The sequence below is a fragment of the Paraburkholderia sp. RL18-085-BIA-A genome (assembly GCF_046027075.1).
Lineage (GTDB): Bacteria > Pseudomonadota > Gammaproteobacteria > Burkholderiales > Burkholderiaceae > Paraburkholderia.
The window spans coordinates 23,495-49,970 of sequence record NZ_JARESU010000057.1; the positions used below are offsets into that span (position 1 = coordinate 23,495).

22 protein-coding genes are annotated in these 26,476 nt (G+C 64.0%); 15 read left to right on the top strand and 7 right to left on the bottom strand.

The window, feature by feature from the left end; translation table 11 throughout:
* Nucleotides 1–197 precede the first annotated feature (197 nt).
* From P0D89_RS30000 to P0D89_RS30025, 6 genes are all read left to right on the top strand, one after another.
* The gene (locus tag P0D89_RS30000; protein ID WP_408357687.1) at nucleotides 198–2,012 is read left to right on the top strand and encodes a methyl-accepting chemotaxis protein; all 1,815 of its coding nucleotides are present in this window, start codon (nucleotides 198–200) and stop codon (nucleotides 2,010–2,012) included.
* A gap of 376 nt (nucleotides 2,013–2,388) precedes the next feature.
* On the top strand, nucleotides 2,389–3,150 hold the full coding sequence (locus P0D89_RS30005; protein WP_408357688.1) for a hydratase: 762 nt from the start codon (nucleotides 2,389–2,391) through the stop codon (nucleotides 3,148–3,150).
* Between the two features lie 839 nt (nucleotides 3,151–3,989).
* Nucleotides 3,990–5,912, top strand: coding sequence for a PrkA family serine protein kinase (locus P0D89_RS30010; protein WP_408357689.1), 1,923 nt, complete (start codon nucleotides 3,990–3,992; stop codon nucleotides 5,910–5,912).
* A gap of 234 nt (nucleotides 5,913–6,146) precedes the next feature.
* Nucleotides 6,147–7,418 carry a YeaH/YhbH family protein gene (locus tag P0D89_RS30015; RefSeq protein ID WP_408357690.1) on the top strand — a complete coding sequence of 424 codons (1,272 nt, stop codon included), beginning with the start codon at nucleotides 6,147–6,149 and terminating at the stop codon, nucleotides 7,416–7,418.
* Nucleotides 7,415–9,130 (top strand): SpoVR family protein, encoded by a 1,716-nt coding sequence (locus P0D89_RS30020; protein WP_408357691.1) that lies wholly within the window; start codon nucleotides 7,415–7,417, stop codon nucleotides 9,128–9,130. Before P0D89_RS30015 ends, P0D89_RS30020 begins: the two co-directional genes overlap by 4 nt.
* A gap of 291 nt (nucleotides 9,131–9,421) precedes the next feature.
* The gene (locus P0D89_RS30025; RefSeq protein WP_408357692.1) at nucleotides 9,422–10,726 is read left to right on the top strand and encodes an MFS family transporter; all 1,305 of its coding nucleotides are present in this window, start codon (nucleotides 9,422–9,424) and stop codon (nucleotides 10,724–10,726) included.
* A gap of 125 nt (nucleotides 10,727–10,851) precedes the next feature.
* Here P0D89_RS30025 and P0D89_RS30030 read toward each other — a convergent pair whose 3' ends face one another.
* From P0D89_RS30030 to P0D89_RS30040, 3 genes are all read right to left on the bottom strand, one after another.
* Nucleotides 10,852–11,073, bottom strand: a complete 222-nt coding sequence (locus P0D89_RS30030) for a hypothetical protein (RefSeq protein ID WP_408357693.1) — start codon at nucleotides 11,071–11,073, stop codon at nucleotides 10,852–10,854.
* Between the two features lie 161 nt (nucleotides 11,074–11,234).
* Nucleotides 11,235–12,329 (bottom strand): glycosyltransferase family 2 protein, encoded by a 1,095-nt coding sequence (locus P0D89_RS30035; RefSeq protein ID WP_408357694.1) that lies wholly within the window; start codon nucleotides 12,327–12,329, stop codon nucleotides 11,235–11,237.
* Nucleotides 12,330–12,557: 228 nt separating this feature from the next.
* Nucleotides 12,558–12,737, bottom strand: coding sequence for a hypothetical protein (locus P0D89_RS30040; protein WP_408357695.1), 180 nt, complete (start codon nucleotides 12,735–12,737; stop codon nucleotides 12,558–12,560).
* Between the two features lie 528 nt (nucleotides 12,738–13,265).
* Between P0D89_RS30040 and P0D89_RS30045 the strand changes: the two genes are divergently transcribed.
* A complete protein-coding gene (locus P0D89_RS30045; RefSeq protein WP_408357696.1) occupies nucleotides 13,266–14,288 on the top strand; it encodes an ABC transporter substrate-binding protein in 1,023 nt (340 codons plus the stop codon).
* Between the two features lie 373 nt (nucleotides 14,289–14,661).
* On the opposite strand, the gene P0D89_RS30050 is transcribed toward P0D89_RS30045, so the two are convergent.
* Entirely contained in the window at nucleotides 14,662–15,591 is a 930-nt protein-coding gene (locus P0D89_RS30050) for a LysR family transcriptional regulator (RefSeq protein WP_408357697.1), read from the bottom strand.
* A 252-nt stretch (nucleotides 15,592–15,843) separates the two neighbouring features.
* Here P0D89_RS30050 and P0D89_RS30055 point away from each other — a divergent pair, with 252 nt between their 5' ends.
* Entirely contained in the window at nucleotides 15,844–16,617 is a 774-nt protein-coding gene (locus tag P0D89_RS30055) for an SDR family NAD(P)-dependent oxidoreductase (RefSeq protein WP_408357698.1), read from the top strand.
* A gap of 129 nt (nucleotides 16,618–16,746) precedes the next feature.
* Here P0D89_RS30055 and mdtD read toward each other — a convergent pair whose 3' ends face one another.
* On the bottom strand, nucleotides 16,747–18,147 hold the full coding sequence (mdtD, locus tag P0D89_RS30060) for a multidrug transporter subunit MdtD (protein ID WP_408357721.1): 1,401 nt from the start codon (nucleotides 18,145–18,147) through the stop codon (nucleotides 16,747–16,749).
* 158 nt (nucleotides 18,148–18,305) lie between these two features.
* On the opposite strand from mdtD, the gene P0D89_RS30065 reads away from it, so the two are divergent.
* Together P0D89_RS30065 and P0D89_RS30070 are read left to right on the top strand one after the other, a co-directional pair.
* A complete protein-coding gene (locus tag P0D89_RS30065) occupies nucleotides 18,306–19,166 on the top strand; it encodes a LysR family transcriptional regulator (protein WP_408357699.1) in 861 nt (286 codons plus the stop codon).
* Nucleotides 19,167–19,190: 24 nt separating this feature from the next.
* On the top strand, nucleotides 19,191–19,433 hold the full coding sequence (locus tag P0D89_RS30070; RefSeq protein WP_408357700.1) for a hypothetical protein: 243 nt from the start codon (nucleotides 19,191–19,193) through the stop codon (nucleotides 19,431–19,433).
* 74 nt (nucleotides 19,434–19,507) lie between these two features.
* Here the strand turns inward: P0D89_RS30070 and P0D89_RS30075 are convergent, their stop codons facing one another.
* Nucleotides 19,508–19,945: a carboxymuconolactone decarboxylase family protein gene (locus tag P0D89_RS30075; protein ID WP_408357701.1), complete on the bottom strand. Its 438-nt coding sequence runs from the start codon at nucleotides 19,943–19,945 to the stop codon at nucleotides 19,508–19,510.
* 230 nt (nucleotides 19,946–20,175) lie between these two features.
* Here P0D89_RS30075 and P0D89_RS30080 point away from each other — a divergent pair, with 230 nt between their 5' ends.
* Nucleotides 20,176–21,237 carry an NAD(P)/FAD-dependent oxidoreductase gene (locus tag P0D89_RS30080; protein WP_408357702.1) on the top strand — a complete coding sequence of 354 codons (1,062 nt, stop codon included), beginning with the start codon at nucleotides 20,176–20,178 and terminating at the stop codon, nucleotides 21,235–21,237.
* Between the two features lie 135 nt (nucleotides 21,238–21,372).
* Here P0D89_RS30080 and P0D89_RS30085 read toward each other — a convergent pair whose 3' ends face one another.
* Entirely contained in the window at nucleotides 21,373–21,618 is a 246-nt protein-coding gene (locus P0D89_RS30085) for a hypothetical protein (protein ID WP_408357703.1), read from the bottom strand.
* A 205-nt stretch (nucleotides 21,619–21,823) separates the two neighbouring features.
* On the opposite strand from P0D89_RS30085, the gene P0D89_RS30090 reads away from it, so the two are divergent.
* The 4 genes from P0D89_RS30090 to P0D89_RS30105 all read left to right on the top strand — a co-directional run bounded on the left by P0D89_RS30090 (nucleotide 21,824) and on the right by P0D89_RS30105 (nucleotide 26,471).
* On the top strand, nucleotides 21,824–23,797 hold the full coding sequence (locus tag P0D89_RS30090; protein WP_408357704.1) for a PAS domain-containing hybrid sensor histidine kinase/response regulator: 1,974 nt from the start codon (nucleotides 21,824–21,826) through the stop codon (nucleotides 23,795–23,797).
* Nucleotides 23,798–24,027: 230 nt separating this feature from the next.
* Nucleotides 24,028–25,194 carry an acyl-CoA dehydrogenase family protein gene (locus P0D89_RS30095; protein ID WP_408357705.1) on the top strand — a complete coding sequence of 389 codons (1,167 nt, stop codon included), beginning with the start codon at nucleotides 24,028–24,030 and terminating at the stop codon, nucleotides 25,192–25,194.
* A gap of 24 nt (nucleotides 25,195–25,218) precedes the next feature.
* A complete protein-coding gene (locus tag P0D89_RS30100; protein ID WP_408357706.1) occupies nucleotides 25,219–25,821 on the top strand; it encodes a class I SAM-dependent methyltransferase in 603 nt (200 codons plus the stop codon).
* Nucleotides 25,818–26,471, top strand: a complete 654-nt coding sequence (locus P0D89_RS30105) for a glycosyltransferase family 2 protein (RefSeq protein ID WP_408357707.1) — start codon at nucleotides 25,818–25,820, stop codon at nucleotides 26,469–26,471. The genes P0D89_RS30100 and P0D89_RS30105 overlap by 4 nt, the downstream gene beginning before the upstream one ends.
* The last annotated feature ends 5 nt before the right edge of the window (nucleotides 26,472–26,476 follow it).

The following is a 26,476-nucleotide window of genomic DNA, read 5'->3' on the forward strand; positions in this document are numbered from 1 at the left end:
AGCCCTGTGCGCACTTTGTAATTTCTTCCAATCCCTTCCACGCTTTTCTTCATACTATATAAATCCTTCAAGGATGCGATTCCTGTGCCGTAAACGAGGTAGTTAGAGCGCTTCTTCGAAAAGTGCCAGAACGCATACACCACACGTCGCTTCGCACTGCGTATGCAGCCTCTCATTTGCCAGGCACAGGAACAAACATGTTGAACAAGGGCATTACGATCAAGGCACGGATTGGCCTTACGATGGCTTTCCTCGCCGCGCTGCTGGTCGCGATCGGCGTTTCCGGTCTGTTCGGCATGAGCCGTTCGAACGACGCTTATAAGGACACCTTCACCAACGCCATGCCGGGCGCGGTCAATATCGGCAACGCCGAGCTGTTCGCGGCGCGCGAGCGTCTTGCGCTCGACCGCGCCGCATTCATGGCCGGCACGCCGGAATCGGCGCCGACGCTGGAGCGCGCGCGCCTGATGCGCACCACATCCGACGCCTGGTGGAAAAAGTATCTCGACCTGCCGCGCGGCGCCGAAGAGGACCGCCTCGCGCAGGATGTCGCCGCCAAACGGGACACGCTGCATCGGCAGATGGACGCGTTCGCGGCGATCGTCTCGGCGAACGACCAGGGCAAGCTGATCGACGGCGCCAAGCTGCTGCAGTCGACCTACAACGAGCTCGCCAACGCCAACGACGCGCTGCGCCAGGTCCAGTTCGAGTCGGCGAAGCAGGGCTATGACGCCGCGCAGGGCAGCTTCGACGTGTTCCGCATCGCCAGCATGGGCGCGCTGGCGATCGGCATCGTGGCCGCGGCGCTGTCGTATCTGACGCTGAGCCGTGCGATCGCGCGGCCGCTTGGCGAAGCGCTCGGTCATTTCGACGCGATCGCCGCCGGCGATCTACGCCGTCCGGTTCTCGTCACGTCGCGCGACGAAATGGGGCAACTGCTCGACGGAATCGCCAAAATGCAGCGCAGCCTCACCGAAACGGTGCGCGCGGTGCGCGGTGGCACCGAGTCGATCGCGACCGCGACGCGTCAGATCGCCGCCGGCAATATCGACTTGTCCTCGCGCACCGAAGAGCAGGCCTCGGCGCTGCAGGAAACCGCGTCGAGCATGGAAGAGCTGACCGGCACGGTCAAGCAGAACGCCGACAACGCCCGCCAGGCGAGTTCGCTCGCGGCCAACGCGTCGGAGATCGCCAACAAGGGCAGCGCGGTGGTCGGCCAGGTGGTCGGCACGATGGGCGACATCAACCAGAGTTCGGCGAAGATCGCGGACATCATTTCGATCATCGAAGGCATTGCGTTCCAGACCAACATCCTCGCGCTGAATGCGGCCGTCGAAGCGGCGCGCGCCGGCGAGGAAGGGCGCGGCTTCGCGGTGGTGGCGGGCGAGGTGCGCAGTCTCGCGCAACGCTCGTCGGCGGCGGCCAAGGAAATCAAGGAGCTGATCGATACCTCGGTCGAGCGGGTGCAGTCGGGCTCGGCGCTGGTCGACGAAGCGGGCCGCACGATGACCGAGATCATTGGCGCGGTGCAGCGCGTGACGGACATCATGGGCGAGATCGCGGCGGCGTCGGAAGAGCAGAGCGGCGGCATCGACCAGGTGGCGCGCGCGGTCACGCAGATGGACGAAGTCACGCAGCAGAACGCGGCGCTGGTGGAGGAAGCCGCCGCCGCCGCGTCGTCGCTCGAAGACCAGGCCGGCAAGTTGCGTAGCGCGGTGGCTGTGTTCCAGCTCGACGAAGGCGGTTACAAGGCGCCCGCGAAGGCACCCGCGAAGCTGCCCGCGAAGGGGCCCGCGCAGGCACCCGCGAAAGCGCCCGTGAGCGCGGCGCCGAAGCGCGCATTGGCGCCCGCGCGTCCGACGGGCGCACGCAAGATTTCGTCCGCGAGTGCGCAGCCCGCCGCGCATGGGGCGGCGGCGAAGACTCCCGCGGCCGTCACCCCCGCGCATGCGCCCGCCAAAGCCATCGCGGCGGCAAGCGCAAGCGGTGATCACGATTGGGAGACGTTCTGATCGCGGGTCGGCACGGTTCCTCAGCCAACGCCCGACGCAACATTCATTCCCGGCGAGACAGCGAGAGCAACGCAAGCCACCGTGGATGAAAGCGTCATATCGAAAGACCGCGACTGCCAGGTAGTTGCGGTTTTTTTCATGATGCGCGCGTTGACCAACGTTTGCGTGCGCAGAGCGCACCCTGGCGGGCCTCGCGATCCGGTACATTGACGGACGCGGCCATGACTTGTCGCGGCGGCATCGCTCACGCAGCGTCGATCCAGCGGGATGCGATCGACACACAATGAGCGCCTGCCTTCAGCCGCACGCAACGCGCGGCTTCCCCCAACCCTCGAGCCTGATGAACCGCTCAATGCGCCAGCCAGAAAGGACCGACATGACGCCACACGACCTCGCGCACCGCCTCGTCGAAGCACGCCGGCAGCATCGCCCAATCGAGGCGCCCGCCCCCGACAGCCTGCCGCCCGATGCGGCAACCGCCTATGCGATCCAGCAGGCGGTCATCGCGGGCCTCGGCGATTCGACGGGTGCGTGGAAGATCGGCGCGAGGACGCCGGGCGGCGCTGCCGCGGGAGCGCCGATTCCGGCGTCGGTCGTGCTGCCGTCGCCGGCACGGATCGCGCATGGCGGGTTCTTCCGGGTGCTCGTGGAGCTGGAGATCGCCTTTCGCTTCGCCGAGGCGATCGAGCCGCGCGGCCGTGCCTATGCGCGCGACGAGGTGCTCTCGAAGGTCGGCGTGGTGCTGCCGGCCATCGAGATCGTCGACAGCCGTTTCAGCGAATGGCCGAATGTCGCGCCGCTCGCGCAACTGGCCGATGCGCAGAACAACGGCGCGTTGATCAGCGGGCATCCGCTCGCGTATGCGGGTCTCGCACGCGGCTTCGACTTCGTTTCACCCGAGCTGGAACTGAGCTTCAACGGGGACTCGCTGGTGCCGGAGGCCACTGGCAACCCGGCGGGCGACCCGCGCGAGCTGCTAGTGTGGTTCGTCAACCATTGCGCCGCCATGGGCATCACGATCGAACCGGAATGGACGCTCACCACCGGTTCGTACGTCGGCGCACACAAGGTGGACAAGCCGGGCATCGTGCGCGGTCATATCGACGGCCTCGGGGAAGTGGAGATCGAGCTGACCTGACCTGATCACGGCGCGCACATCACGGCGCGCACATCACGGCGCGCACATCACGGCGCGCACATCACGGCGCGCACATCACGGCGCGCTTGTAACAGCAAATTACGAAGCTTCATTCACACGGCTGCCAGGGGCGGCCGTTTTATTTTTGTGGCATCCGCGTTAGCGGCTTTGCCGTCTAAACCCATGAAATCGTACTGCTGCGTTGCCGTATTGCAGTCATGCGCGCGGTGACCCTGCGAGTGACGCGGTCAATGCAGACGCACGGTGCCGGTGGCTCGCGCAACGATTCAAAGTGTGGGTTCGCTCGATCGTATGGAACCAAAAGCCGTCATGTGTTGACGAACCGCGAGGACGATGTGTGAGCGAACATGTAACAGACGCATGCGCAGGTAGACCGAACGTATGGGTCGCGCGTTGATGAAAAAAACGTGAGCGGGCATGAAAACCGCATGACGTCCGCACGTTCAGCAAGAAAGTGTGCGAGCGCAGACAGCGTGTCCGATGCAACAGCGGGATCGTTCGCTATGAGAGAGCGCGTGCGTTGCGATGCAATGGTGCGCGGTGATGCGGGATTTGCAGTGCCGTTGCATGAGGACGGCGCAGGTGAAGAGCGCAACGTGAGCGTGATGAGCGTCCGATTCGCTGCGATGTGCGTGCAAAATTGTAGGTGGTCGAAACTTTGTTTCCAAGTGAGGAATATTGGGAGGCGGGTACGGCGCGATTTTCGCAACGTAGTTCGTGAAAAAAAATTTAAAAGGGTTTAGGATGAATTCGAGCGATGTCGTTTCCGAATAGCGCGCCGCGCACGACATCGGTCTAGACTTCGGCGAGGAGGTAGCATGGATATCTACAGCAGTTTCGCGACCCGCTTCGAGAAAACGCGAGAAGATGAGCTCTCGCTCGAGGAGTATCTCGCGCTCTGCAAAGACAATCCCGCCGCGTACGCCACGGCTGGCGAACGCATGTTGACGGCAATCGGGGAACCGGAACAGATCGACACTCGCAACGATCCGCGGCTGTCGCGCATCTTCGCGAACAAGGTCATCAAGGTATACCCCGCATTCCGTGAGTTCTACGGAATGGAAGAGGTGATCGAGCAGGTGGTCGCCTACTTCCGGCACTCGGCCCAGGGGCTCGAAGAAAAGAAACAGATCCTGTATCTGCTGGGCCCGGTCGGCGGCGGCAAATCGTCGATCGCGGAACGTCTGAAGCAGCTCATGGAACGCGTGCCGTTTTACGCGATCAAGGGCTCGCCCGTGAACGAGTCGCCGCTCGGTCTGTTCGACTACGAGGAAGACGGCCCGATTCTCGAAGAACAATATGGGATTCCACGACGCTACCTGAAAGGCATCCTGAGTCCGTGGGCGGTGAAGCGCCTGCACGAATACAACGGCGACATCCGCAAGTTCCGGGTGGTGCGCCGCTACCCGTCGATCCTTCGCCAGATCGGCATCGCCAAGACCGAGCCGGGCGACGAGAACAATCAGGACATCTCGTCACTCGTCGGCAAGGTCGACATCCGCAAGCTCGAACAGTACGCGCAAGACGACGCTGACGCCTACAGCTACTCCGGCGGCCTGTGTCTCGCCAATCAGGGCCTGCTCGAGTTCGTCGAAATGTTCAAGGCGCCGATCAAGGTCCTGCACCCGCTGCTCACCGCGACCCAGGAAGGCAACTTCAAGGGCACGGAAGGCTTCGGCGCGATCCCGTTCGACGGCATCATCCTCGCCCACTCGAACGAGTCGGAGTGGAAGGCGTTCCGCAACAACCGCAACAACGAAGCACTGCTCGACCGGATCTTCGTCGTGAAGGTGCCTTACTGCCTGCGCTACGGTGAAGAGGTCAAGATCTACGAGAAGCTGCTGCGCAATTCGTCGCTGGCGAATGCGGTATGCGCGCCGGGCACGCTGAAGATGATGGCGCAGATGTCAGTGCTCACGCGTTTGCAGGAACCGGAGAATTCCAGCCTGTTCTCGAAGATGCAGGTCTACGACGGCGAGAATCTGAAGGATACCGATCCGAAGGCCAAGTCGTATCAGGAGTACCGCGATTTTGCAGGCGTGGATGAAGGGATGACCGGCGTGTCGACCCGCTTCGCGTTCAAGATCATGTCGCGCGTGTTCAACTTCGATTCGACCGAGGTCGCGGCCAATCCGGTGCACCTGATGTACGTGCTCGAACAGCAGATCGAGCGCGAGCAGTTCCCGCCGGAAACCGAGCAGAAGTATCTGTCCTTCATCAAGGACGTCCTCGCGTCGCGCTATGCGGAGTTCATCGGCAAGGAGATTCAGACCGCCTATCTGGAGTCGTATTCGGAGTACGGTCAGAACATTTTCGATCGCTACGTGACGTACGCGGACTTCTGGATTCAGGATCAGGAATTCCGCGACCACGACACCGGCGAGAGCTTCGACCGCGCGGCGCTGAATGCCGAACTGGAGAAGATCGAGAAGCCCGCGGGCATCAGCAACCCGAAGGACTTCCGCAACGAGATCGTGAACTTCGTGCTGCGCGCGCGTGCGGCCAACGCGGGGAAGAATCCCGCGTGGATCAGCTACGAGAAGCTGCGCGTCGTAATCGAAAAGAAGATGTTCTCGAACACGGAAGAACTGCTGCCGGTGATCTCGTTCAACGCGAAGGGCTCGGCGGAAGAGCAGCGCAAGCACGAAGACTTCGTCAACCGGATGGTGACGAAGGGCTATACGCCGAAGCAGGTGCGCTTGCTGTGTGACTGGTATCTGCGTGTGCGCAAGTCGTCATGATGCGCATTGCGTGCAGCCCGCGGGGTTTATCCGCGCGGGCACCTTGCGAGGGGCAAGCTGTTTGGACATAGCGTTGCTTGCATTGCGCCACGCAGCGTGCGTCTCGCGCACCGGAAATTACGGCAGTTGCAGGGGTGGGAGTGGGCGCTAAAACGCCTGCTCCGATCGACATGCTCTGCATGGGACCAGAGTAAGCGCTGAAGCGCTAACTCTGGTCGACACGGGAGACCGGGCGTGCTTCATCAAATCATCGACCGCAGGTTGGCAGGCAAGAACAAGAGCATTGCGAATCGCGAGCGTTTTTTGCGCCGCGTCAAGAACTACATTCGTCGCGCGGTTTCGGATGCCGTGCGCGACCGCAGCATCAAAGATATCCAGAACACCCAGAGCATCACGATTCCACGCAAGGACATCGCGGAACCGTCGTTCCGCCACGGCCCTGGCGGCAAGCGCGAAATGGTGCATCCCGGCAACTCGGACTACATCCGCGGCGACAAGATCCAGCGGCCGCAAGGGGGCGGTGGCGGAGGCGGGGGCAATCAGGCCAGCAACGAGGGCGAGGGTCAGGACGACTTCGTGTTCGAGCTGAGCCGCGAAGAATTCATGCAGTATTTCTTCGACGACCTCGAACTGCCGCGTCTCGTCAAAACCCATCTGCTGGCCGTGCCCACGTGGAAAAGCATTCGGGCGGGCTGGGCGGCCGAAGGCACGCCCAACAATATCGACGTGGTGCGCTCGCTGCGCAGCGCGCTCGGCCGGCGCATCGCGCTTGGTGCGCCGCTCGTCAACCAGTTGCACGAAATGGAGCGGCAACTCGATACGCTGAAGGCCGATCCCGCGGACCGCCGGGAAGAGATCAAACTGCTCGAAGAGGAAATCCACCATTTGCGCGGGCGCATCTGGCGCATTCCGTTCATCGATCCGTTCGATCTGCGCTACGTGAATCGCGTGAAGCAGCCCACGCCATCCAGCCAGGCGGTGATGTTCTGTCTGATGGATGTGTCGGGTTCGATGGATGAGCAGCGCAAGGATCTCGCCAAACGCTTTTTCATCCTGCTGTATCTGTTCCTCAAGCGTAACTATGAGCGCATCGAGGTGGTGTTCATTCGCCACCACACGCGTGCCGAGGAAGTCGACGAAGACACGTTCTTCCATTCGACCGAAAGCGGCGGCACGGTAGTGTCGAGCGCGCTCGAACTGATGCAGAAGGTGATGGACGAGCGCTACTCGCCAACTGAATGGAACATTTACGGGGCGCAGGCCTCGGACGGCGACAACTGGACCGACGACTCTCCCAAGTGCCGCAAGCTACTCGCGGATGACATCCTGGAGAAGGTGCGCTATTTTGCGTATATTCAGGTCACGCCCGAAGAGCAGAACCTGTGGCTCGAATATGCGCAGCTGGCGCTGAGCCAGCCGCACATGGCGATGAAGAAGGTCGAAACCGCGGCCGACATTTATCCGGTGTTTCGTGAACTGTTTGAAAAGCAGGTGGCCTCGTCATGACGACCAGGCATCTGCACAACGAAGCGCGCGGCTATCAGCCGGAGCGCGGAAAAGGCGTGCCGCAGCAACAGTCGGGGCATGCCGAGGCCGGGGCGGATCATCCTGAATCCGCCGCAGCCGGAGCAGTCCATAGCGCTGCAGCACGGGGACACACCGGAACGCCCACCGAGGGGCAAAGGGAAGTCCGTATGAACGTAGCCGAAAAACGGCCTCTGCCGTGCCCGTCCGACTGGACCTTCGAGTTGATCGAGGAGTACGACTCGCATATTGCCCGTGTTGCGGAGCAATATGAACTCGACGTGTATCCGATCCAGCTGGAACTCATCAGCGCTGAACAGATGATGGATGCGTACGCTTCCGTCGGCATGCCGGTGAACTACCGTCACTGGTCGTTCGGCAAACACTTTCTCTCCACCGAAAAAAGTTACCGTCGCGGGCAGATGGGGCTGGCGTATGAGATCGTCATCAATTCGAACCCCTGCATCGCGTATCTGATGGAAGAGAACACGATGACGATGCAGGCGCTGGTCATCGCGCATGCGGCTTACGGGCACAACTCGTTCTTCAAGGGCAACTATCTGTTCCGGCTGTGGACGGATGCGCACGCGATCATCGATTACCTCGTCTACGCGAAGAACTACATCGCGGAGTGTGAGGAGCGCTATGGGCTCGACCGGGTCGAGGAGTTGCTCGATTCGTGCCATGCGCTAATGAATTACGGCGTGGATCGTTACAAGCGGCCGCAGAAGCTGTCGCTCGAAAAGGAATTCGCCGCGCGGCGCGAACGTGAGGCCTATCTGCAGTCGCAGGTAAACGAACTGTGGCGCACGCTGCCGACCCGGCATACGCCATTGCCTGAGGAAATCGAGGAGCGCTATCCGCCGGAGCCGCAGGAAAATCTGCTGTATTTCGCCGAGAAGAACGCGCCGCTGCTGGAGCCGTGGGAGCGCGAGGTGATCCGCATCGTGCGCAAAGTCGGGCAGTATTTCTATCCGCAACGGCAAACCCAGGTGATGAACGAGGGCTGGGCGACGTTCTGGCACTACACGCTGCTCAACACGATGTACAACCAGGGCAAGCTGGAAGACGGCTTCATGATGGAGTTTCTCCATTCGCACAGCAACGTGGTCTACCAGCCGCCGGTGACGAAACCGTACTACAGCGGCATCAATCCGTACGCGCTCGGTTTCTCGATGATGAGCGACATCCGCCGGATCTGCGAAGCGCCGACCGAGGAAGACCGCAAGTGGTTTCCGGAGCTGGCGGGCAGTCCGTGGCTGCCGGCGATGCACTACGCGATGCGCAACTTCAAGGACGAGAGCTTCGTCGCGCAGTATCTGTCGCCGCATCTGATCCGTGAAATGCGTTTGTTCTCGGTGCTCGACGACGACATGCGCGATGCGCTCGAAGTGTCGGCCATTCATGACGACAGCGGCTATCAGTACGTGCGCCAGGCGTTGTCGCGGCAATACGACATGCACCATCGGGAGCCGAACATTCAGGTGTGGGCGGTGAACACACGCGGCGACCGGAGCCTGACGCTGCGCCACTTCATGAGCGACAACCGGCATCTGTCGTCGGATAGCGAGGAAGTGCTCAAGCACATGGCGCGCCTGTGGCAGTTCGACGTGTACCTCGAAAGCGTCGACGAGAACGGCACTGTGCGCAAGCGCTACGAATGCCGGTATGTGCCGCCCGCGGTGAGGGTGTGAGGCCGTTCGGACGAGCGGCCGGTTGACGGGCGGTTCAAAGCGCTTCAAAGCTGTTCAAAGCTGTTCAAAGCCTCTGGCAGTCGCATGACTGGCAGGGGCTTTTTCTTTTGCCCGACTGTCCACATCAACGCGAATGCGCCGATCTTTGCCATAAGATGCCTGACAAATCCCCATCTTCCCCTTTCGGTTCTGTAAAATTCGCGCACGCGCGTGGCGAGCATCTCGCGGCGCGCGCTGTGAAGGCGGCGACACGACCGCCATCTTCGTTTTACGACAAGGACAGACACCAGCATGACCGACCTGACAGACCAAACCGTGGCCTCGGCCCACGACACCCGGCGTCGCATCTTCGCGATCGTCGGCGCCTCCTCGGGCAACCTCGTCGAGTGGTTCGACTTTTATGTGTATTCGTTCACGGCGCTGTACTTCGCGCCGGCGTTCTTCCCGAGCGGCAACACCACCACGCAGCTGCTCAACACAGCGGGCGTGTTCGCCGCCGGCTTCCTGATGCGTCCGATCGGCGGATGGTTCTTCGGCCGCCTCGCCGACAAGCACGGCCGGCGCACCGCGATGATGATATCGGTGTTCATGATGTGCGGCGGCTCGCTCGTGATCGCGTTGCTCCCCACCTATGCACAGATCGGCGCGCTGGCGCCGGCGCTGCTGCTGGTTGCGCGGCTGTTCCAGGGCTTGTCGGTGGGCGGCGAATACGGCACCAGCGCGACCTACATGAGTGAAGTTGCGCTCAAGGGCCGGCGCGGCTTCTTCGCATCGTTCCAGTACGTGACGCTGATCGGCGGCCAGTTGTGCGCGCTGCTGGTGATCGTGATCCTGCAGCAGGCGCTTTCTCCGGCTGAAATCAAGGCGTGGGGCTGGCGCGTGCCGTTTGTGATCGGCGCGATAGCTGCGTTGATCGCGCTGTATCTGCGTAAATCGCTCGACGAAACCACTACCGCCGCGACCCGTCAGCGCAAGGAAGCCGGCACGCTGCGCGGCTTGTGGGTGCACAAGGGCGCGTTCATGACGGTGCTCGGCTTCACGGCCGGTGGCTCGCTGATTTTCTACACCTTCACGACCTACATGCAGAAGTACCTGGTCAACACGGCGGGCATGCAGACCAAAACGGCCAGCTCGGTGATGACCTTGGCGCTGTTCGTCTACATGGTGATACAGCCGGCGTTCGGCGCGCTGTCGGACCGGATCGGCCGGCGTCGTTCGATGCTGCTTTTCGGTTTCTTCGCGACGATCGGCACGGTGCCGCTGCTGCATGCGCTGAAGGACGTGACGAGCCCGTATGCGGCGTTCGGCCTCGTCGTGGTGGCGCTTGCGATCGTCAGTTTCTATACGTCGATCAGCGGCCTGATCAAGGCGGAAATGTTCCCGCCGGAAGTTCGCGCGCTCGGCGTGGGGCTTTCTTATGCGGTGGCCAATGCGGTGTTCGGCGGCTCGGCTGAGTACGTTGCGCTGTGGCTGAAGTCGATCGGCATCGAAACGGCGTTCTTCTGGTACGTCACGGTGATGTGCGCGATTGCCGGCATCGTGGCGCTGCGCATGCGCGATCCGTCGACGGAAGGATATCTGCGTCACGAGCCCTGAGCGTTTGCGAGGTATTGCCCGTGCCCATGCATTGCGGGTGCGGGTTCAAGAACGGCGGCCGGTAGCAATCCGGTCGCGGTTTTCGCATGAGCGAGGCGATGCGAGGCGACGCGTTGCGTACGCGCTCAGTTCACCGCGATTTCCGTCCCCCATGCGTGCAGCAGATCGCGCAGCGCTTCGGCTTGCGGCATGCGTGCGTCGCTGCGCAAATGAATCCGCAGCGCCCGGCCCGCGATGCCGTCGACGGGCTGTGCCAGCCACAACTCTACTGCGAGCCCCAATCCTTCCGGTTGATCGACAAGCACGGGTTCGATCACGCGCGGCTTGAAACAGGCGCTGTTGGACATGATGAATCACCTCGCGGCTGATGATGGATCGAGTCCATCGTAATCAACGCCGTGCGCGGCGCCAAACAACGAATACGCGTTTGCTAAGCACAGGATGCCGGGCAGGCTGCGTGTTTGAACACGCGTCGAGGCGAGCACCCGGCGACGCCGTCCATCCTTCGTCAAACCGGCTCGGATCGATCCGTCACAAGCTCGTCGACGAGTTCCTTGACCACCGCAGCCGGATCGGCCACGACCGCCGGCGTGGCGGCCACGGCCGCAACAGCGGCTGCCGCCACAGCCTGCCGGCGCACCGGCAACCCCGCGCGGGCGAGCATCAGAAGGTGGTAGTAGAGCCGCGCACTGAACCCATGGTTGTACGCGAACAGATGGCCGCGCACGATCCTGAAACCCGCCAGCGCCTGCCGGTTTCTCGCGTGAATCGACACGACGATCGGCGCGAGACGCCGCAACGCCAGCTTGCGCGACGGCTCCAGTTGCGGCGGCAGTTGCAATGCCTTCACGAACGCGTACGCACTGACCGTCGCAGCGATCGCCGTGCCGCGCGTGCTGTGCGAGATCGACGTCGCGGTCTTGCGATACACCGACACATAGTCGTGCAGATAAAACACCTCGCGCGCCGCGAGACAGAGTTCGACGCCGAACACGAAGTCGCAGCACATGCCGTACTGTTCCTTGTAGCCGATCCGCTTGACGAGTTGGGCGTCGGCCATCCAGCCATTATTCGGGAACATCTGGATCAGTCCGGTTCTGCCCGGGAGCGGCTGCAGACCTTCACCGTCCTTCGTGCGCCGGAACGCCGCGTTCAGACGCGTGCTCGCGTCCAGATCGACGGCACCGTCGTGATCGGCTTCGTATTGATCGCCGAAGGCGGCGTCGAGTTGCGGATGAAGCGTCCAGAGCGACACGAGTTTTTCGACGCCGTCGCTCGCGAGCAGATCGTCGTCGTGAATCAGCAGGATCTTGTCGCCGCTCGCGCGCTCGAACAGGCTCGCGACATTGCGCGCCTGGCCGAGCGGCGGCTGATTCAGCGTGTAGCGCACGCGCGGCTCCTGTTCATAGCGTGCCGCGATCAACTGCTGGGTGCGGGTGTCCTGCGAATCGTCGCCGATCACGATTTCCAGGTTTCCGTAACTTTGCGCGAGGCATGAATCGATGCACTGCGCGATCAGTTCGGGGCGATCGCAGGTGGGCAGGCAGATGGAGACTTTGGCGGAGACTTCGGCCTGACGAGGTGAACTCGATGAGATGGACATGGGCGTCGCCTTTTTTATCGAATTAAGAGGGGCGGCAGCCGGTTCGCTTGGCGCGTACATCGCTGCAAGCAGAAAAATAGTCCAAGGCGCGGAAAAAATAATCGGTAAAAATCAGGAAGAAATGTTTGCTTTCCGAAAGCGGATAGAAGGGAAAAATTTTATGCGGCTTGGCTGCTCAAACGTAGCAAAGCCGCTTGCAGACTCGCTCTTATTTTTTCAGAGAAGCTTTCAGCTAACTGACGGCTCACCCTCGCCGGGCTTCTTGCCGGGACGGTCGGCGGGCGATTGATCGCGGTTTTCGTCGTCGCGTTCGGGCAGCTTGCTCTTTTCGTTGTCGCTGTGAGTGACCGGCTGCGGGTGTTCCATGTCGGCCGGGTTGTCCTTGGTGGATTCCTTGGTTGCGCTCATTGCCGCTCTCCTGGGTGGATGACCCTGTCAGTGCAGCAAGGCGCAGGCCTGAGACCCCGCGCAGAGGCTTCGCGCGTCGGCAAGGTCGCGCCAGAAACGCGCTTGCGATGCACTCAGGTGGTGCCAGCACGCGTCGCGCGAGTGGCGGCTTGCTTGCGCGCTGTTGGAACGGGGCGGCCCTGTGCCGCTTCGCAGCAATTGGCACGACATTCGCTTAGAAGGAAATCAGAGTAGAAGCGGCTAGCGAGCCGGCATGTGCATGCCGGTCACCGTGGGGCATTGCTCTTGGGGCGCAACGTGCGCCCACGTCGAAGTGTATTCGGCGTTTGAACGGAACCGTCCGGTTTCGCCAACAAGGAGCGTGCGATGCAGTTGCCCCAAATTTTCACCCGACTGTCGTGTGTCACCGCCATCGAGCGCGATGGCTCGCGTGCGTCTGCGCGCTGGCTTCGTACCTTCGCGGCGGCTTCGACGATTCCAACCGTTCCAACCAATCCCATCATCCCCACGTTCACACGGAGTTCAGTCATGCGTGTCTTGCATCATTTCTCCCGCATTGCAATGTCCGGAAGTTCGTTCATCGCCCGCGCCTTCAGCGGCGCCGCGCTGGCCGGACTCGCGCTCGCCGCGCCGCTCGCCCATGCCGACGATAACGTCACGTTGCTGACCAGCTGGTACGCGCAGGCCGAGCACGGCGGCTTCTATCAGGCGGTTGCGACCGGCATCTACAGGAAGTACGGACTCGACGTCACGATCAGGATGGGCGACCCGCAAGTCAACGGCATGCAGTTGCTCGCCGGCGGCCAGGCTGACTTCCTGCTCGGCTACGACTTCCAGGTGCTGTCGGGCGTCGAAGCGGGCATCCCCGTCACCACGGTCGCGGCGGCCTTCCAGTACGACCCGCAGGGCATGATGACCCACGCCGACGTGACCAGTCTCGCGGGCCTGAAGAACAAGACGATCCTCGTCGCCGGGTCGGGGCGCACGACCTGGTGGCCGTGGCTGAAGGCGAAGTACGGCTACACCGAAGCGCAGGCGCGGCCGTACACCTTCAACCTGCAGCCGTTCTTCGCCGACCAGAACGTCGCGATGCAGGCATATCCGTCATCGGAAACGTTCCAGGCCGAGCAGGCGCACGCCAACGCGCACTTCTTTCTTTTCGCGGACGACGGCTATCCGCCGTACAACACGACGATCGTGACGATGTGCGACACGCTGAAGAACAATCCGGACGTGGTTGCGCGTTTCGTGCACGCGTCGATGGAAGGGTGGAAGAGTTATCTGAACGATCCTGCGCCGGGCAACGCGCTGATCAAGAAGGACAACCCGCAGATGAGCGACGCGCAACTCGCGTACGGCGTCGCGCAGCTTAAGAAGCTGAAGATCGTGACCGGTGGCGATGCGTCGACGCAAGGCATCGGCACGATGACCGACGCGCGCTGGAAGAAGACGTTCGACTACATGGTCGACGCCAGATTGCTGAAACCGGCAACCGACTATCACGCGGCCTACACGCTGCAATTCATTCAGAACGCGAAGGTGATGCCTTGATGTGCGCTGCGCTGCCTGCTTGCACGCAGCCATCGCAGCCACGCCCGAACGCATAAGAAAAGACAGAAGGAGCCTCACATGCTGGTCACACGTCAAAACGTCCTGCGCCGCTTCTGGTACGCGATCATGCCGATGACGCAACTCGATGCCGGTCCGCAGCCGTTCACGAGGGCGTTGTTGATGGAGGTGGGGTGAAGCGGTGGCCGGATCGTGCGGCCGGCGTGCTTGAAAGCTGGCGCGTGGCCGCGCCAATTCATCATGCGCAGCGTGGCAATCAGAACCGATCCGGCCGGAGTCCGAACTATCCCGCAATGTGCCGAACCCCAACCTGAACCTGCCGACCGCAAGCGTCCCTACACACCGGCTTGCTGCTTCAACCCGCCGCCTCACGCGGCGCACCGCCGGTCAGCGAAACGATGAATTCGAAAAACGCACGGACCTTGGCCGGCGGATGATGCCGCGAAGGATAGAGCGCATACAGCGGATAAACTTCGTCAGCCCAGTCTGGAAACAACTCGACCAGCTTGCCGCTCGCCAGCAGCGGCTCGGCGCCGAGCGACAGAATCTGCGCGACGCCCTGGCCCGCCATGCAGACGCTATGCAAAGTGCCCACGTCGTTCACGGTCAAGCGGCCTTGCGGCGTAATCATGAGCTTCTTGCGGGCGCGATGAAATTCCCAGCTGAACGGATAGCCGGTCAGCGGGTCGCGGAATTTAATGCAGACGTGCTGCGCGCTTTCGAGTTCGGCCGGATTCGCCGGATGGCCGTGCTTCTTCAGATACGAAGGCGCGGCCACCGTCAGGATGCGCGTATCCAGCAGCTTGCGAGCGATGAGCGTCGACACCGGCGGTTCGCCGAACCGGATCGCGAGATCGAAGCCGTCGGCGACCATATCGCCCAACTGGTCGCGCGTGATCAGTTCGAGTTGCAGATCGGGATGTTTGTCGATGAAGCCGCCGAGCCTCGGCCCCAGCACCAGGCGCGAAAAGAACGGGTCCATGTTCACGCGCAAGCGTCCGCGTACCGCGGTCGCGCCCTGGGCCGCGGACGCCGCCGCTTCTTCGAGTCCGCCCAGCAGCGGCACGATCTGTTCGTAGAAGCGCCGGCCTTCGTCGGTCAGCGTGACCGAGCGCGTGGTGCGGTCGAACAGGCGGATGCCCAGGCGCGCTTCGAGCCGCGCGACCGAACGGCTAACCCCGGATTGCGACATGTCGAGCGCTTCGCCGGCCGCCGCAAAACTGCCGCAATCGACGATCGCCGTCAGCACGCCCATGCCGTTCAGCATGCGCTCGTCAAATGGCATGTGAGTTTCCTTTTCTTATTCGTGAATGCCCGACATGCTAACGCGAAAGTCTGTTTGAATTCACGCATCGACGCAGGGAAGTAATACCTGTCAAAGCGGATAGATGATCTGCTGTCATGAGTGCAATGACGGCCACGCTATCGGGTCAGGCGTGCCTTTGCCATTAATCTGTACGGACTCGCCCGGCATACGGTGGCATGCGCTTCTTGTTATGCATCGGGCATATTCGAACTAGTCAACGGAGAACGCACGATGTCACGAATTTTTATTACCGGTTCCGCCGATGGCCTCGGCCAGATGGCCGCGCGCCTGCTCGTCGAGATGGGGCATCAGGTGGTGTTGCACGCGCGCAGCGCCGCGCGCGCCGAGGAAGCCTTGCGCTCGGTGCCGCAAGCGCAGACCGCGCTCGTCGGGGATCTGTCGAGTCTCGCGGCCGCGAAAGCGCTCGCGGAGCAGGTCAATCGCCTCGGCCGTTTCGACGCGGTGATTCACAACGCGGCGCTCGGCTACCGCGAGCCGCGCCGGGTCGCCAGCGTCGACGGCTTGCCGCAAGTCTTCGCGGTCAACACGCTGGCGCCCTACGTGTTGACCGCGCTGATCGACAAGCCGAAGCGGCTCGTCTATCTCAGCTCGGGCCTGCATCGCAGCGGCGATGCGAGCCTTGACGATCTGGCCTGGGAGCGGCGTCCATGGCAGGGCACGGCCGCGTATTCGGACTCGAAACTGCATGACGCGCTGCTCGCGTTCGCAATCGCGCGGCGCTGGCCGCAGGTGTTGTCGAACGCGTTGGAGCCGGGTTGGGTCGCGACGAAAATGGGCGGGGCGGGCGCGCCGGATGATCTGCAGGCAGCGCCGAAAACGCAGGTGTGGCTCGCCGTCAGCGATGAGCCGGGTGCCACCGTGAGCGGCGGGTATTTCTATCACATGAAGCCTCGCGACACGCATCCGGTGGTGCGTGATGTCGCCGTGCAGGAGCGGCTGATCGAAGCGTGTGAGGGGTTTTCGGGCGTCCGCTTGCCGGATTGATGCAAGGCAAGCGGTGGGGTGCGGGAGCTCTGCGAGCAGGCAGGCCCTGCCAGTTGCAATGGCACATGCGTGCCGTGTGCGTACGGATCAAGCGCGAATCAAGCGCAACACAGGCGCGCAACAACCACCTCAGCGCCCAGCGCTCTGCGCCGCCTGCCCACGCACCACCCGCGTACCCGACGGATCGTCGAGATGACGAAACACCCACGCGGACAGCAGCGTAATCACGCCGACGCACACGAAGCTGAAACGGAACCCCAGCGCCGCCGACCCCCAGTGCGCGGTGAACAGATTCACCAGCCCGCCGCCGATCGACACGCCCAGCCCGATCGCCAGCATCTGCACCATCGAAAAGAGGCTGTTGCCGCTGCCCGCATCTTCGTGCGAGAGGTCCTTCAACGTGACGCTGTTCATCGCCGCGAACTGCATCGAATTGGCCGCGCCGAACACGGCGAGGATCGCGATTTCGATTACGAGCGGCGTGCCGCGCGAAATGAGCGCGAACGCGACGATCGCCAAGCCCACGATGATGGTATTGACCAGCAGGAAAGTGTCGTAGCCGTAGCGGCGCACGAGCGGCGCGATCCAGCGTTTGGCGAGCGTGCCGGCCAGCGCGGCGGGCAGCATCATCAGCCCCGAATGCAGCGGCGAATAACCCAGTTGCAGTTGCAGCAGCAGCGGCACGAGGAACGGCACCGCGCTCGACCCGACGCGGCACAGCAGGTTGCCGATCAGACCGACGCTGAAGTTCGGTTCGCCGAACAGTGACAGCTTGAAGAGGGGGTCGCGCCGGTGTCTCGCGTGTGGAATGTAGGCGAGCGCGCTTACGACGGCGAGCGCGAACAGCGCCGCCGACCAGGCCGCGCGATGCGTGGCGACCGGCGTGTCGATCGCGAGCGAGAACGCGATCATGCACAGCGACAGTAGAGCGCAGCCGATCAGGTCGAACGGCGGCGCCTGGGTGCTGTCGTGCGACGGCAGGAAGCGCTGCACCGCGTATAGCCCCACCGCGCCGATCGGCACGTTGATCAGGAAAATCCAGTGCCACGTGATCGCCTGTACGAACCAGCCGCCGAGCGTCGGCCCGGCGATCGGGCCGAGCTGCCCGGCGATCGAAATGAACGCGAGCGCCGACACGTATTGCTCGCCGGAGACGCTGCGCAACACGGCGAGCCGGCCGATCGGCAGCAGCATCGAGCCGCCCAGACCTTGCAGCACGCGTGCCATCACCAGCTGGCCGAGCGTGTGCGCGCTCGCGCAGCAGACCGAGCCGAGCACGAACACGAGGATCGCCGCGAAGTAGACGCGGCGTGTGCCGAAGCGGTCGGCGAGCCAGCCGGACGCGGGCGTGAGCATCGCCATGGTCAGCGTGTACGCGACGACGACCGGTTGCATCGCGAGGGGCGCGACGTGCAGGCTGTTCGCCATCGACGGCAGCGCGGTGTTGACGATCGTCGTGTCGAGCGACTGCATGAAAAAACCGGCGGCGACGATCCACAACAGCGCGGTCTGGGAAGAATCCTTGTTCATCTTGTAGGGCGCGGCGGGTGGTCTGACTGTGCAGAGGTCGGCGCGCGAGGCAATCATCGGGGAGTTCCGTCATGATATTGACATCGACGTCAATCGGGAACCCCACTAAGGACGCTGACTGTTATCGACTTTGCCGATGAGCAGCGCGACAATACCGCATGCTCAATCCCATCTGGCTCAAGACCTTCGCGACCGTCGCCGCCTGCCACAGCTTCACCGAGGCGGGGCGCCGGCTCGGCCTAACGCAGTCGAGCGTCAGCGAACACATCCGCCGGCTCGAAGCGAGCGTGGGCCGGCGCCTGTTCGTGCGCGACACCCATTCGCTCGCTGTGACGCCGGACGGCGAGGCGATGCTCGCGCACGCCAGCGTGATCCTGCAGGCGCTCGCGCGGGCCGAGTCGCAGTTTCGCGCGCCGCGTCTGAAAGGGCGCGTGCGCCTGGGCTCGTCCGACGATGTCGCGCTCGGGCCGCTGCCCACGGTGCTCGCGGCGTTCCGCAACGCGCATCCTGATGTCGAGCTGGAGATCACCATCGGCATGACCGGCAAGCTGTACGAGTTGCTGGACGCAGGTGCGATCGATCTGCTGGTCGGCAAACGGCGGCTTGGCGACCGGCGCGGCGTGCCGCTCTTCACCGGGCGGCTGGAGTGGCTCGCGCGCGCAGGCACGCTGGTCGATCTGAGCCAGCCGTTGCCGCTGATTCTGGTCGCCGAACCGAGCGTGACGCGCGCGGTCGTGCTCGACGCGCTCGCCGAGGCGGGTTTCAGCTGGCAGGTGGTGTGCACGAGCAGCAGCCATGCGGGTTGCATCGCGGCTGCGCGCGGCGGGCTCGGCATTACGGTTCGGCCGCAGTACCTGGCCGCGCGCGGGCTCACGCCGCCGTTGAACGCGGCTGGTTTGCCGACGCTGCCGTCGGTGGAGTTCATCGCGCTGGCGGCCAAACGCCTCAGCCGCCCGGCCGGCACGCTGCTGCAACTGTTGCACGACAGCGATTTGCGCGGCTCGTGGATCGGTGAGTGACTGCGGGCGCGCGCTGCTTGCACGATGCAGGACATCGAAGCCGCGATCGGGCGCGTCGCGCGTCTGGTCGGCGAAATCACGGCGGCGTCGAAAGAGCAGAGCGAAGGCATCCGCCAGGCGAGCCTCACCGTCACGCAGATGGACGAGGTCACGCGGCACAACGCGGCGCTGGTCGAGGAAAGCGCGGCGACCGCCAACTTGCTGGCGGATCAGTCGCGGCAATTGAGCGAGTTGGCCGCGGCCTTCAAGGTCGCGGGCGCTGCGTGAAGCGGCGGTCTGAACCTGCTCGAGCAGCGCCTCCTGGCGAGGCTTGACGTGTACGCTTAACTCAACGCGCGCGTTCAGCCCGGCAGCTTGCGAAACGAAATCGCAAAGCGGTTCCATGCGTTGATCGCCGAGACGAGCAGCGTCAGGTCGACCAGTTCCTCGTCGCTGAAGTGCGGGCGCACGGCGTGCCATACCGCGTCGGGTACATGGTCTTGCGACACCAGCGTCAGCGCTTCGGTCCATTCGAGCGCCGCGCGTTCACGGTCCGTGAAGAACGGCGTTTCGCGCCACACCACCACGGTCGCGAGACGCCGTTCGGTTTCGCCGCCTTTGCGGGCGTCGCTGGTGTGCATGTCGACGCAGTACGCGCAGCCGTTGATCTGCGACGCGCGCAGGCGAACCAGTTCGGTCAGCGATTTTTCGAGCGCCGATTTGCCGATGCGCTCTTCGATGCCGAGCAAGGCCTTGATCGCGGCGGGGTTGGCTTTGTAGAAGTCGAGACGTTGTTCCATGATTCACTCCTGAGTCGGGTTGGACGCATTCCGTGATGCGATGAGTGAAGCTTAGGCGCTCGACTGGATTCGGAAAATAACCGGTTTTGGGTATTTTCAGGTAACCACTTTCGCGCGAGGGTAGCAGCGGCCGGCGGCCCGCGAAGCGTCCTTACCGCCTGTAATGGCATCGTTGCCGGGCTTCGGGCGATTCGGTATGGTGGGCCATCGCCTACTCGAAGAGACCGCCCATGACGCCCGCCGCCGACTCGCCAGCCGATTCTCCCGCGCTCCCGATCCGCTCCGACGTGCTGATCGTCGGCGCCGGCCCCGTTGGCCTGTTCGCGGCTTTCGAGGCGGGCGTGATCGGCCTGTCCTGCCAGATCGTCGATGCGCTCGACAAGATCGGCGGCCAATGCACCGAGCTTTACCCCGACAAGCCGATCTACGATATCCCCGCGATTCCGTCGTGTACGGCGCGCGACCTCGTCGATCGTTTGCTGACCCAGTGCAAGCCGTTCGACGTGCCGATTCATCTCGATCAGCGGGTCGAGTCGGTCGAGCAGCGCGACGACGGGCGCTGGACCGTGCGCACCGGCCGCGGCCTCGTGTTCGACGTCGCGGCCATCCTGCTCGCGGCGGGCAACGGTGCGTTCGTGCCGCAAAAACTGACGCTGCCCGAGGCCGTGCCGCTAGAGTCGCGCCACGTGCACTACAGCGTGCTGCGTCTCGCCGATTTCGCCGGCAAGACCGTGGTCGTGGCCGGCGGCGGCGACTCGGCGCTCGACTGGGCGCTCGCGTTGCGAAAGGTGGCGCGGCGCGTGACGCTGGTGCATCGGCGCAGCGGGTTCAGTGCGGCCGATTCGAGCGTCGCGTCGATGCGGCGCGCGGTCGAGGCGGGCGAGATGGATTTCGTCGTCGGTGCGATCGCGGGGCTGAGCGTCGAAGGCGATGCGTTGAAGGCGCTGACGTTGCGGCAGATCGAAGGCGAGACGCAGCTCGAGGCCGAGCATCTCGTCGCGCTCTATGGGCTGGTTGCCGATCTCGGACCGATCGCGCAATGGGGCCTCACGATTCACGGCGGCCGCGTCGATGTCGATACGTCGAACTATGAAAGTACGCGTGCAGGCATTTTCGCGGTCGGCGACATCGCCAACTATCCGAACAAGCAGAAGCTGATTCTGTCGGGATTCCACGAGGCGTCGCTGGCGTTGCGCAAGGCGTATTCGTACGCGTATCCAGAGAAAAAGCGCGTGCACATCCATTCCAGCTACGACGCGAGGTTGGCGGAAAAGGTCGCAGCGGCGGGGTGAGCGCGCGGCCATGGGAGTGACGGGCGATTGGATCGAACCGATCGAGCCGGTTGAGCGGGGTCGTGCGAATCGCGTGAGCGAGCCGGTCGTGACCGACGTGTCACGACCGGCTCTTTTTTACCTGCAGAGCGGGGGTTATTTTCCTGCAGGCTCGCTCGCAGCGGCGGCCGCGCTCGCAGCCTTGTCCTTCTTCTTCGCTTCGTGATGGCCGATCGCGCAGCCCGCGGCTGCGCCCGCTACGCCGTGGTCCCCGGCGACGTGTCCGGCGACGCCGCCCACCACCGCGCCTTTGGTGCAGCCTTCCGCGTGAGCCGCGGCATGGGCCAATGCGAGCGTCGCGGCGAGCGTGAGGGTGGTGAGTGCGTGTTTCGTTCGTTTCAATTGGGGCTCCTGTTTTGACCGCATGCGATGACGATGTAGCAACAGTCACCTCATAGCAAAAGCGGGGCCCGGCGCGATCGTTTTCTGCCGACGCGGCAAAGCAGCAGCGCATCGGCCGTGAAGGCATCCATCGGGTGAAACGATAGGCAAAGCACCATGCCATGCGCGGTGTATCCTTTGACCGGAACCTCTATACTTGCGCGTCATGAACCAGCTTGATGTTCCTTCCGCCCGCGAAGACGGCGAGCCCGACCGAGGCGCCGCCGCAGCCCCCACGACCCCCGCCGTCGGCGTCGACTACTCGATGCTCGTGCAGGCGATCGAAGACTACGCAATCTTCCTGCTCGATGCGACCGGGCACATCGTCAGCTGGAACGTCGGCGCGCAGAAGCTCAAGGGCTACACGGCGCAGGAAATCATCGGCCAGCATTTCTCGCGCTTCTATACCCAGGAAGCCGTGGCGCGCGGCTGGCCGACCTACGAGCTGCAACAGGCGTCGCTCACGGGCCGCTTCGAGGACGAAGGCTGGCGGGTGCGCAAGGACGGCACCATGTTCTGGTCGAACGTCGTGATCACGGCGATCCGCAACCAGGCGGGCGTACTCACCGGCTTCGCCAAGGTCACGCGCGACCTTACCGCCCAACGCGAGTATATGGAAGCGTTGCGGCAAAGCGAGGAGCGCTTCCGTCTGCTGGTCGATTGCGTCAAGGATTACGCGATCTTCATGCTCGATCCGCAAGGCTACGTGGTGAGCTGGAACGCGGGCGCCGCGCGCATCAAGGGCTATACGCGCGAAGAGATCGTCGGCCGGCATTTCTCGCTGTTTTATGTGCCCGAAGAAGCCGCGGCCGGCAAACCGGCGCGGGAGCTGGCCATCGCGCGGCAGCTCGGCCATGTGGAAGACGAAGGCTGGCGCGTGCGCAAGGACGGCTCGACCTTCTGGGCGAACGTCACCATCACGGCCGTGCACGACGAATCGAATCGCTTGCGCGGCTTCGCCAAAGTCACGCGCGATCTGACCGAGCGGCGTCAGCGCGAAGAACTGGAGCGCTCGAGCGAACGCATGCGCGAGTTTCTGGCGACCCTCGCGCATGAGTTGCGCAATCCGCTCGCGCCGGTGCGCAACGCCGTCGGCGTGATGCAGCTCGAAACCGGGCTGAGTCCCGCGATGATGCATTCGCGCGATCTGATCGACCGCCAGGTGACCCATCTGACACGGCTGGTCGACGATCTGCTCGACGTGGGCCGGATCATGTCGGACAAGATCGAATTGCGCGTCGGCCGCGTCGATCTGGGCGAGTTGATGACGCGCGCGATCGAGGCGGCGCGGCCGTTCACCGACGCGCACGAGCAGCTCGTCGTGCCGCATGTGCCCGACGAACCAGTGTCCATTCGCGGCGACATGACCCGTCTCGTGCAGGTACTGCAAAACCTGCTGCACAACGCGTCGAAATTCTCGCCGGCGGGCAGCCGTATCGATGTCACGGGCCGCATCGACTACCGCATGGCGGTGCTCGAAGTGCGCGACTCGGGATGCGGGATTCCGGCGCAATCGCTCGACAAGATCTTCCAACTTTTCGCGCAGGAAAAAGCCGCCCAGAATTCGGGCGAGGGCGGTCTCGGCATCGGCCTCACGCTGTGCAAATCGCTGGTCGAGATGCATGGCGGCAGTATCTTCGCGAGCAGCGAGGGGCTCGGGTGCGGCAGCACGTTCACGCTGAGTCTGCCGCTCGCCGCCGCGTCGCCGGAGGCCGCCGCCGACGAGACGCAAGCGGTCGCGCCCGAGGTGCCGCCGTTGCGGATCCTGCTGGTCGACGACAATCACGATTCCGCCGACAGCCTCGCCATGCTGCTCGAACTCAAGGGCCACGAAGTGCGCATCGCGTACGGCGGCGAGCAGGCGCTGGAGATCGCGCCGCGCTTCGTGCCTCAACTGGCGGTGATCGACATTGCGATGCCGAAAATGGACGGCTACGCGACGCTCGCCGCCCTGCGCGTGATGCCCGAACTGGCCGGGACGATGTTCGTCGCCATGACTGGCTTCGGCCACGCCAGCGACCGCGAACAGACTCGCACTGCCGGGTTTCATGCGCATCTGGTGAAACCGGTGGAACTCGCGCAGTTCGACGCGCTGCTCGCGCAGGCCGAAGCGCGCCACGGCAAGGGCGATTCGGTCTGAATCGTCGAAGCGGCCGGGTTGTTTCCATCGTTGCTCTGATCCCTTTGCCGCTGCCGGCCCGTACGGTGCGCGGCTTCGCGCGCTTCACTCCACCTTCCTGAAACTGAGCCGCCTGAAGACGTCGGCTCGCCGGCGTTCGACGCCGGGGCACGTCGTTTGCTGGGCCTTTGCATATGCCGCGGCTTTGCACAGTCCGCAGGCGGCAAATCGAACTGCTTCAGGGAGGCACGATGCTCGATACGCGTGACCTTGCGGCCGGCGTCAATGCGCGGCGCCGGCCGGGCGCCGGCAAATCCGGCCGCCGCGATTCAGATCCGACGCGCGAGCCGCGAAGCGGCGCGAAAACGGCCGCGTCGCTGGATGATTTTCTGCACGCCGCGCGTTTCGATCCGAACGACCCGGCTGCGCTCGGCGCTCTGTTGCGCGAGATGGTCGAGCGCGGCTACGACCGCGCGCCTCTTCTGCCATTGCCCGGTCACGGCCGGACGCTGGCCCGCTGGGGCGCACTGGCGGCGGTTGCCGCGTGCGACCTGGGCCTCGTCAAACTGTTCGAAGGCCACACGGATGCACTCGCCATCCTCGCCGAATTGCACGGTCCCGCGCCGGCGGCGGGCAGTTGCTGGGGTGTGTGGGCCGCCGAGCCCCCTGACGCCCGCGTGCAGGCCAGCAAAGTAGGAATCCGAAGCGATGGCGGGCAGGTTCAGCTCGCCGGTACCAAAGCCTGGTGTTCGGGCGCGGCTGTCGTCAGTCACGCGCTCGTCACCGCGTGGCTGGATGAACAGCCGGTGCTCGTCGCCGTCGCAATGGATCAGCCGACGATCTCGATTGACGCATCGAACTGGCAAGCGGTCGGCATGCGGGCTACGGCAAGCGCGGATGTCATGTTCGATCGCACCCCGGCGATGCTGGTGGGCGCGGCGCGTGCGTATGTGCGCCGTCCTGGCTTCTGGCAGGGCGGCGCCGGCATTGCCGCGTGCTGGTACGGCGCCGCCGCGCAGATCGGCCGGATGTTGCGCGACGCTTGCGCGCAGCGCGCCGATGCGCAGCGCCTCGCTCATGTCGGCGCGGTCGATGTCGCGCTGCAAGGGGCGGCTGCCGTGTTGCGCGAAACCGCCGCCCATATCGACGCGAATCCGCGAGCCGACGCGCAGCGTGAAGCGCTGCGCGCGCGTCTGGTCGTCGAGGAGGCGGCGAGCGCCGTGATGAATCACGCGACGCGTGCGCTCGGCGCGGGCCCGTTGTGCCGTAATGCGCGCTTCGCGCGCGCGTTGGCGGACCTGCCGGTGTTTCTGCGCCAGAGTCACGCGGAACGCGACCTCGCCGCGCTCGGCGAACTGATCGCGTCGCCTCGCGCCGTCGACACATCCACCTTCGGAGGTACGCCGTGGACGCTTTGATCCGAAGCGCGGAGGGTCGCTGAGATGTCGGCCACGCAGTATTTCGATGAACTCTACAAAGCGAGCGACGATCCGTGGAAGCTGCGCGAAGGCTGGTATGAACGCCGCAAGCGTTCGCTCACACTCGCGTTGCTACCGCGCCCGCGTTATCGGAACGCGTTCGAACCCGGCTGCGCGAATGGAGAACTGAGCGTCGAACTCGCGAACCGTTGCGATGCGCTGCTCGCCGTGGATCTCCACGAGCGGGCGGTCCTCCTCGCGCGCGAGCGCGTGGCCGGCGCGCCGCAGGTCCGTGTCGAGCAGCGCACGGTGCCGCGTGAATGGCCGACCGAAGCCGGACCGTTCGATCTGATCGTCATCAGCGAATTTGCCTACTACCTCGATGCAGCCGAGCTGGAAACGCTGGCCGCGCGGATCGCCGCGTCGCTGACGACCGACGGCACGCTGCTCGCCTGTCACTGGCGCCGGCCTTTCGCCGAAGCGCTCGAATCCGCCGACGCCGCGCATGCGTTGTTCGATGCGCGCTGCGGCTTGTCGCGTCTCGCGCATCACGACGAAGCCGATCTGCTGATCGACGTCTGGTCGCGCGACGCGCGTTCGGTAGCGCAACGCGAGGGGCTCCTATGATCGGCGTGATCGTTCCGGCACATAACGAAGAGGCCTTGCTGGCGCCTTGCCTCGCGGCGCTGATCGAAGCGTCGCGCCACGAGGACCTCGCGGGCGAAGTGGTGCGCGTCGTGGTCGTGCTTGATGCGTGCGACGACTTTTCCGGCGCGATCGCGCGAGCTTACGGCGTGCAAACACTGACGCTGAAGGCGCGCAACGTGGGCATTGCGCGTGCGACGGGCGCCGACCTGCTGCTCGCGGAAGGTGCCCGCTGGCTCGCGTTCACCGACGCCGACAGCCGTGTGTCGCCAGGCTGGCTGGTTGCGCAACTGGCGCAGGATGCGGACGCGGTATGCGGCTCGATCGCGGTCGACGACTGGAGCTCGCATCCGCGCAGCGTGCGCGAATATTTTCGCAAGACCTACGTCGATGCGGACGGGCATCGTCACGTGCACGGCGCGAATCTCGGCGTGTCGGCCGAGGCTTACCGGCGCGCCGGCGGCTTTCCGCCGCTCACGTGCAGCGAAGACGTGGCGCTGGTCGACCGGCTGATTGCGATCGGTGCGCGCATCGCGTGGAGCGCCGCGCCGCGTGTGATTACGAGCGCACGCGCTGCGGCCCGCGCGCGGGGCGGCTTCGGCGACACGCTGGCGGCATGGGCGACGGGCTGACGCGC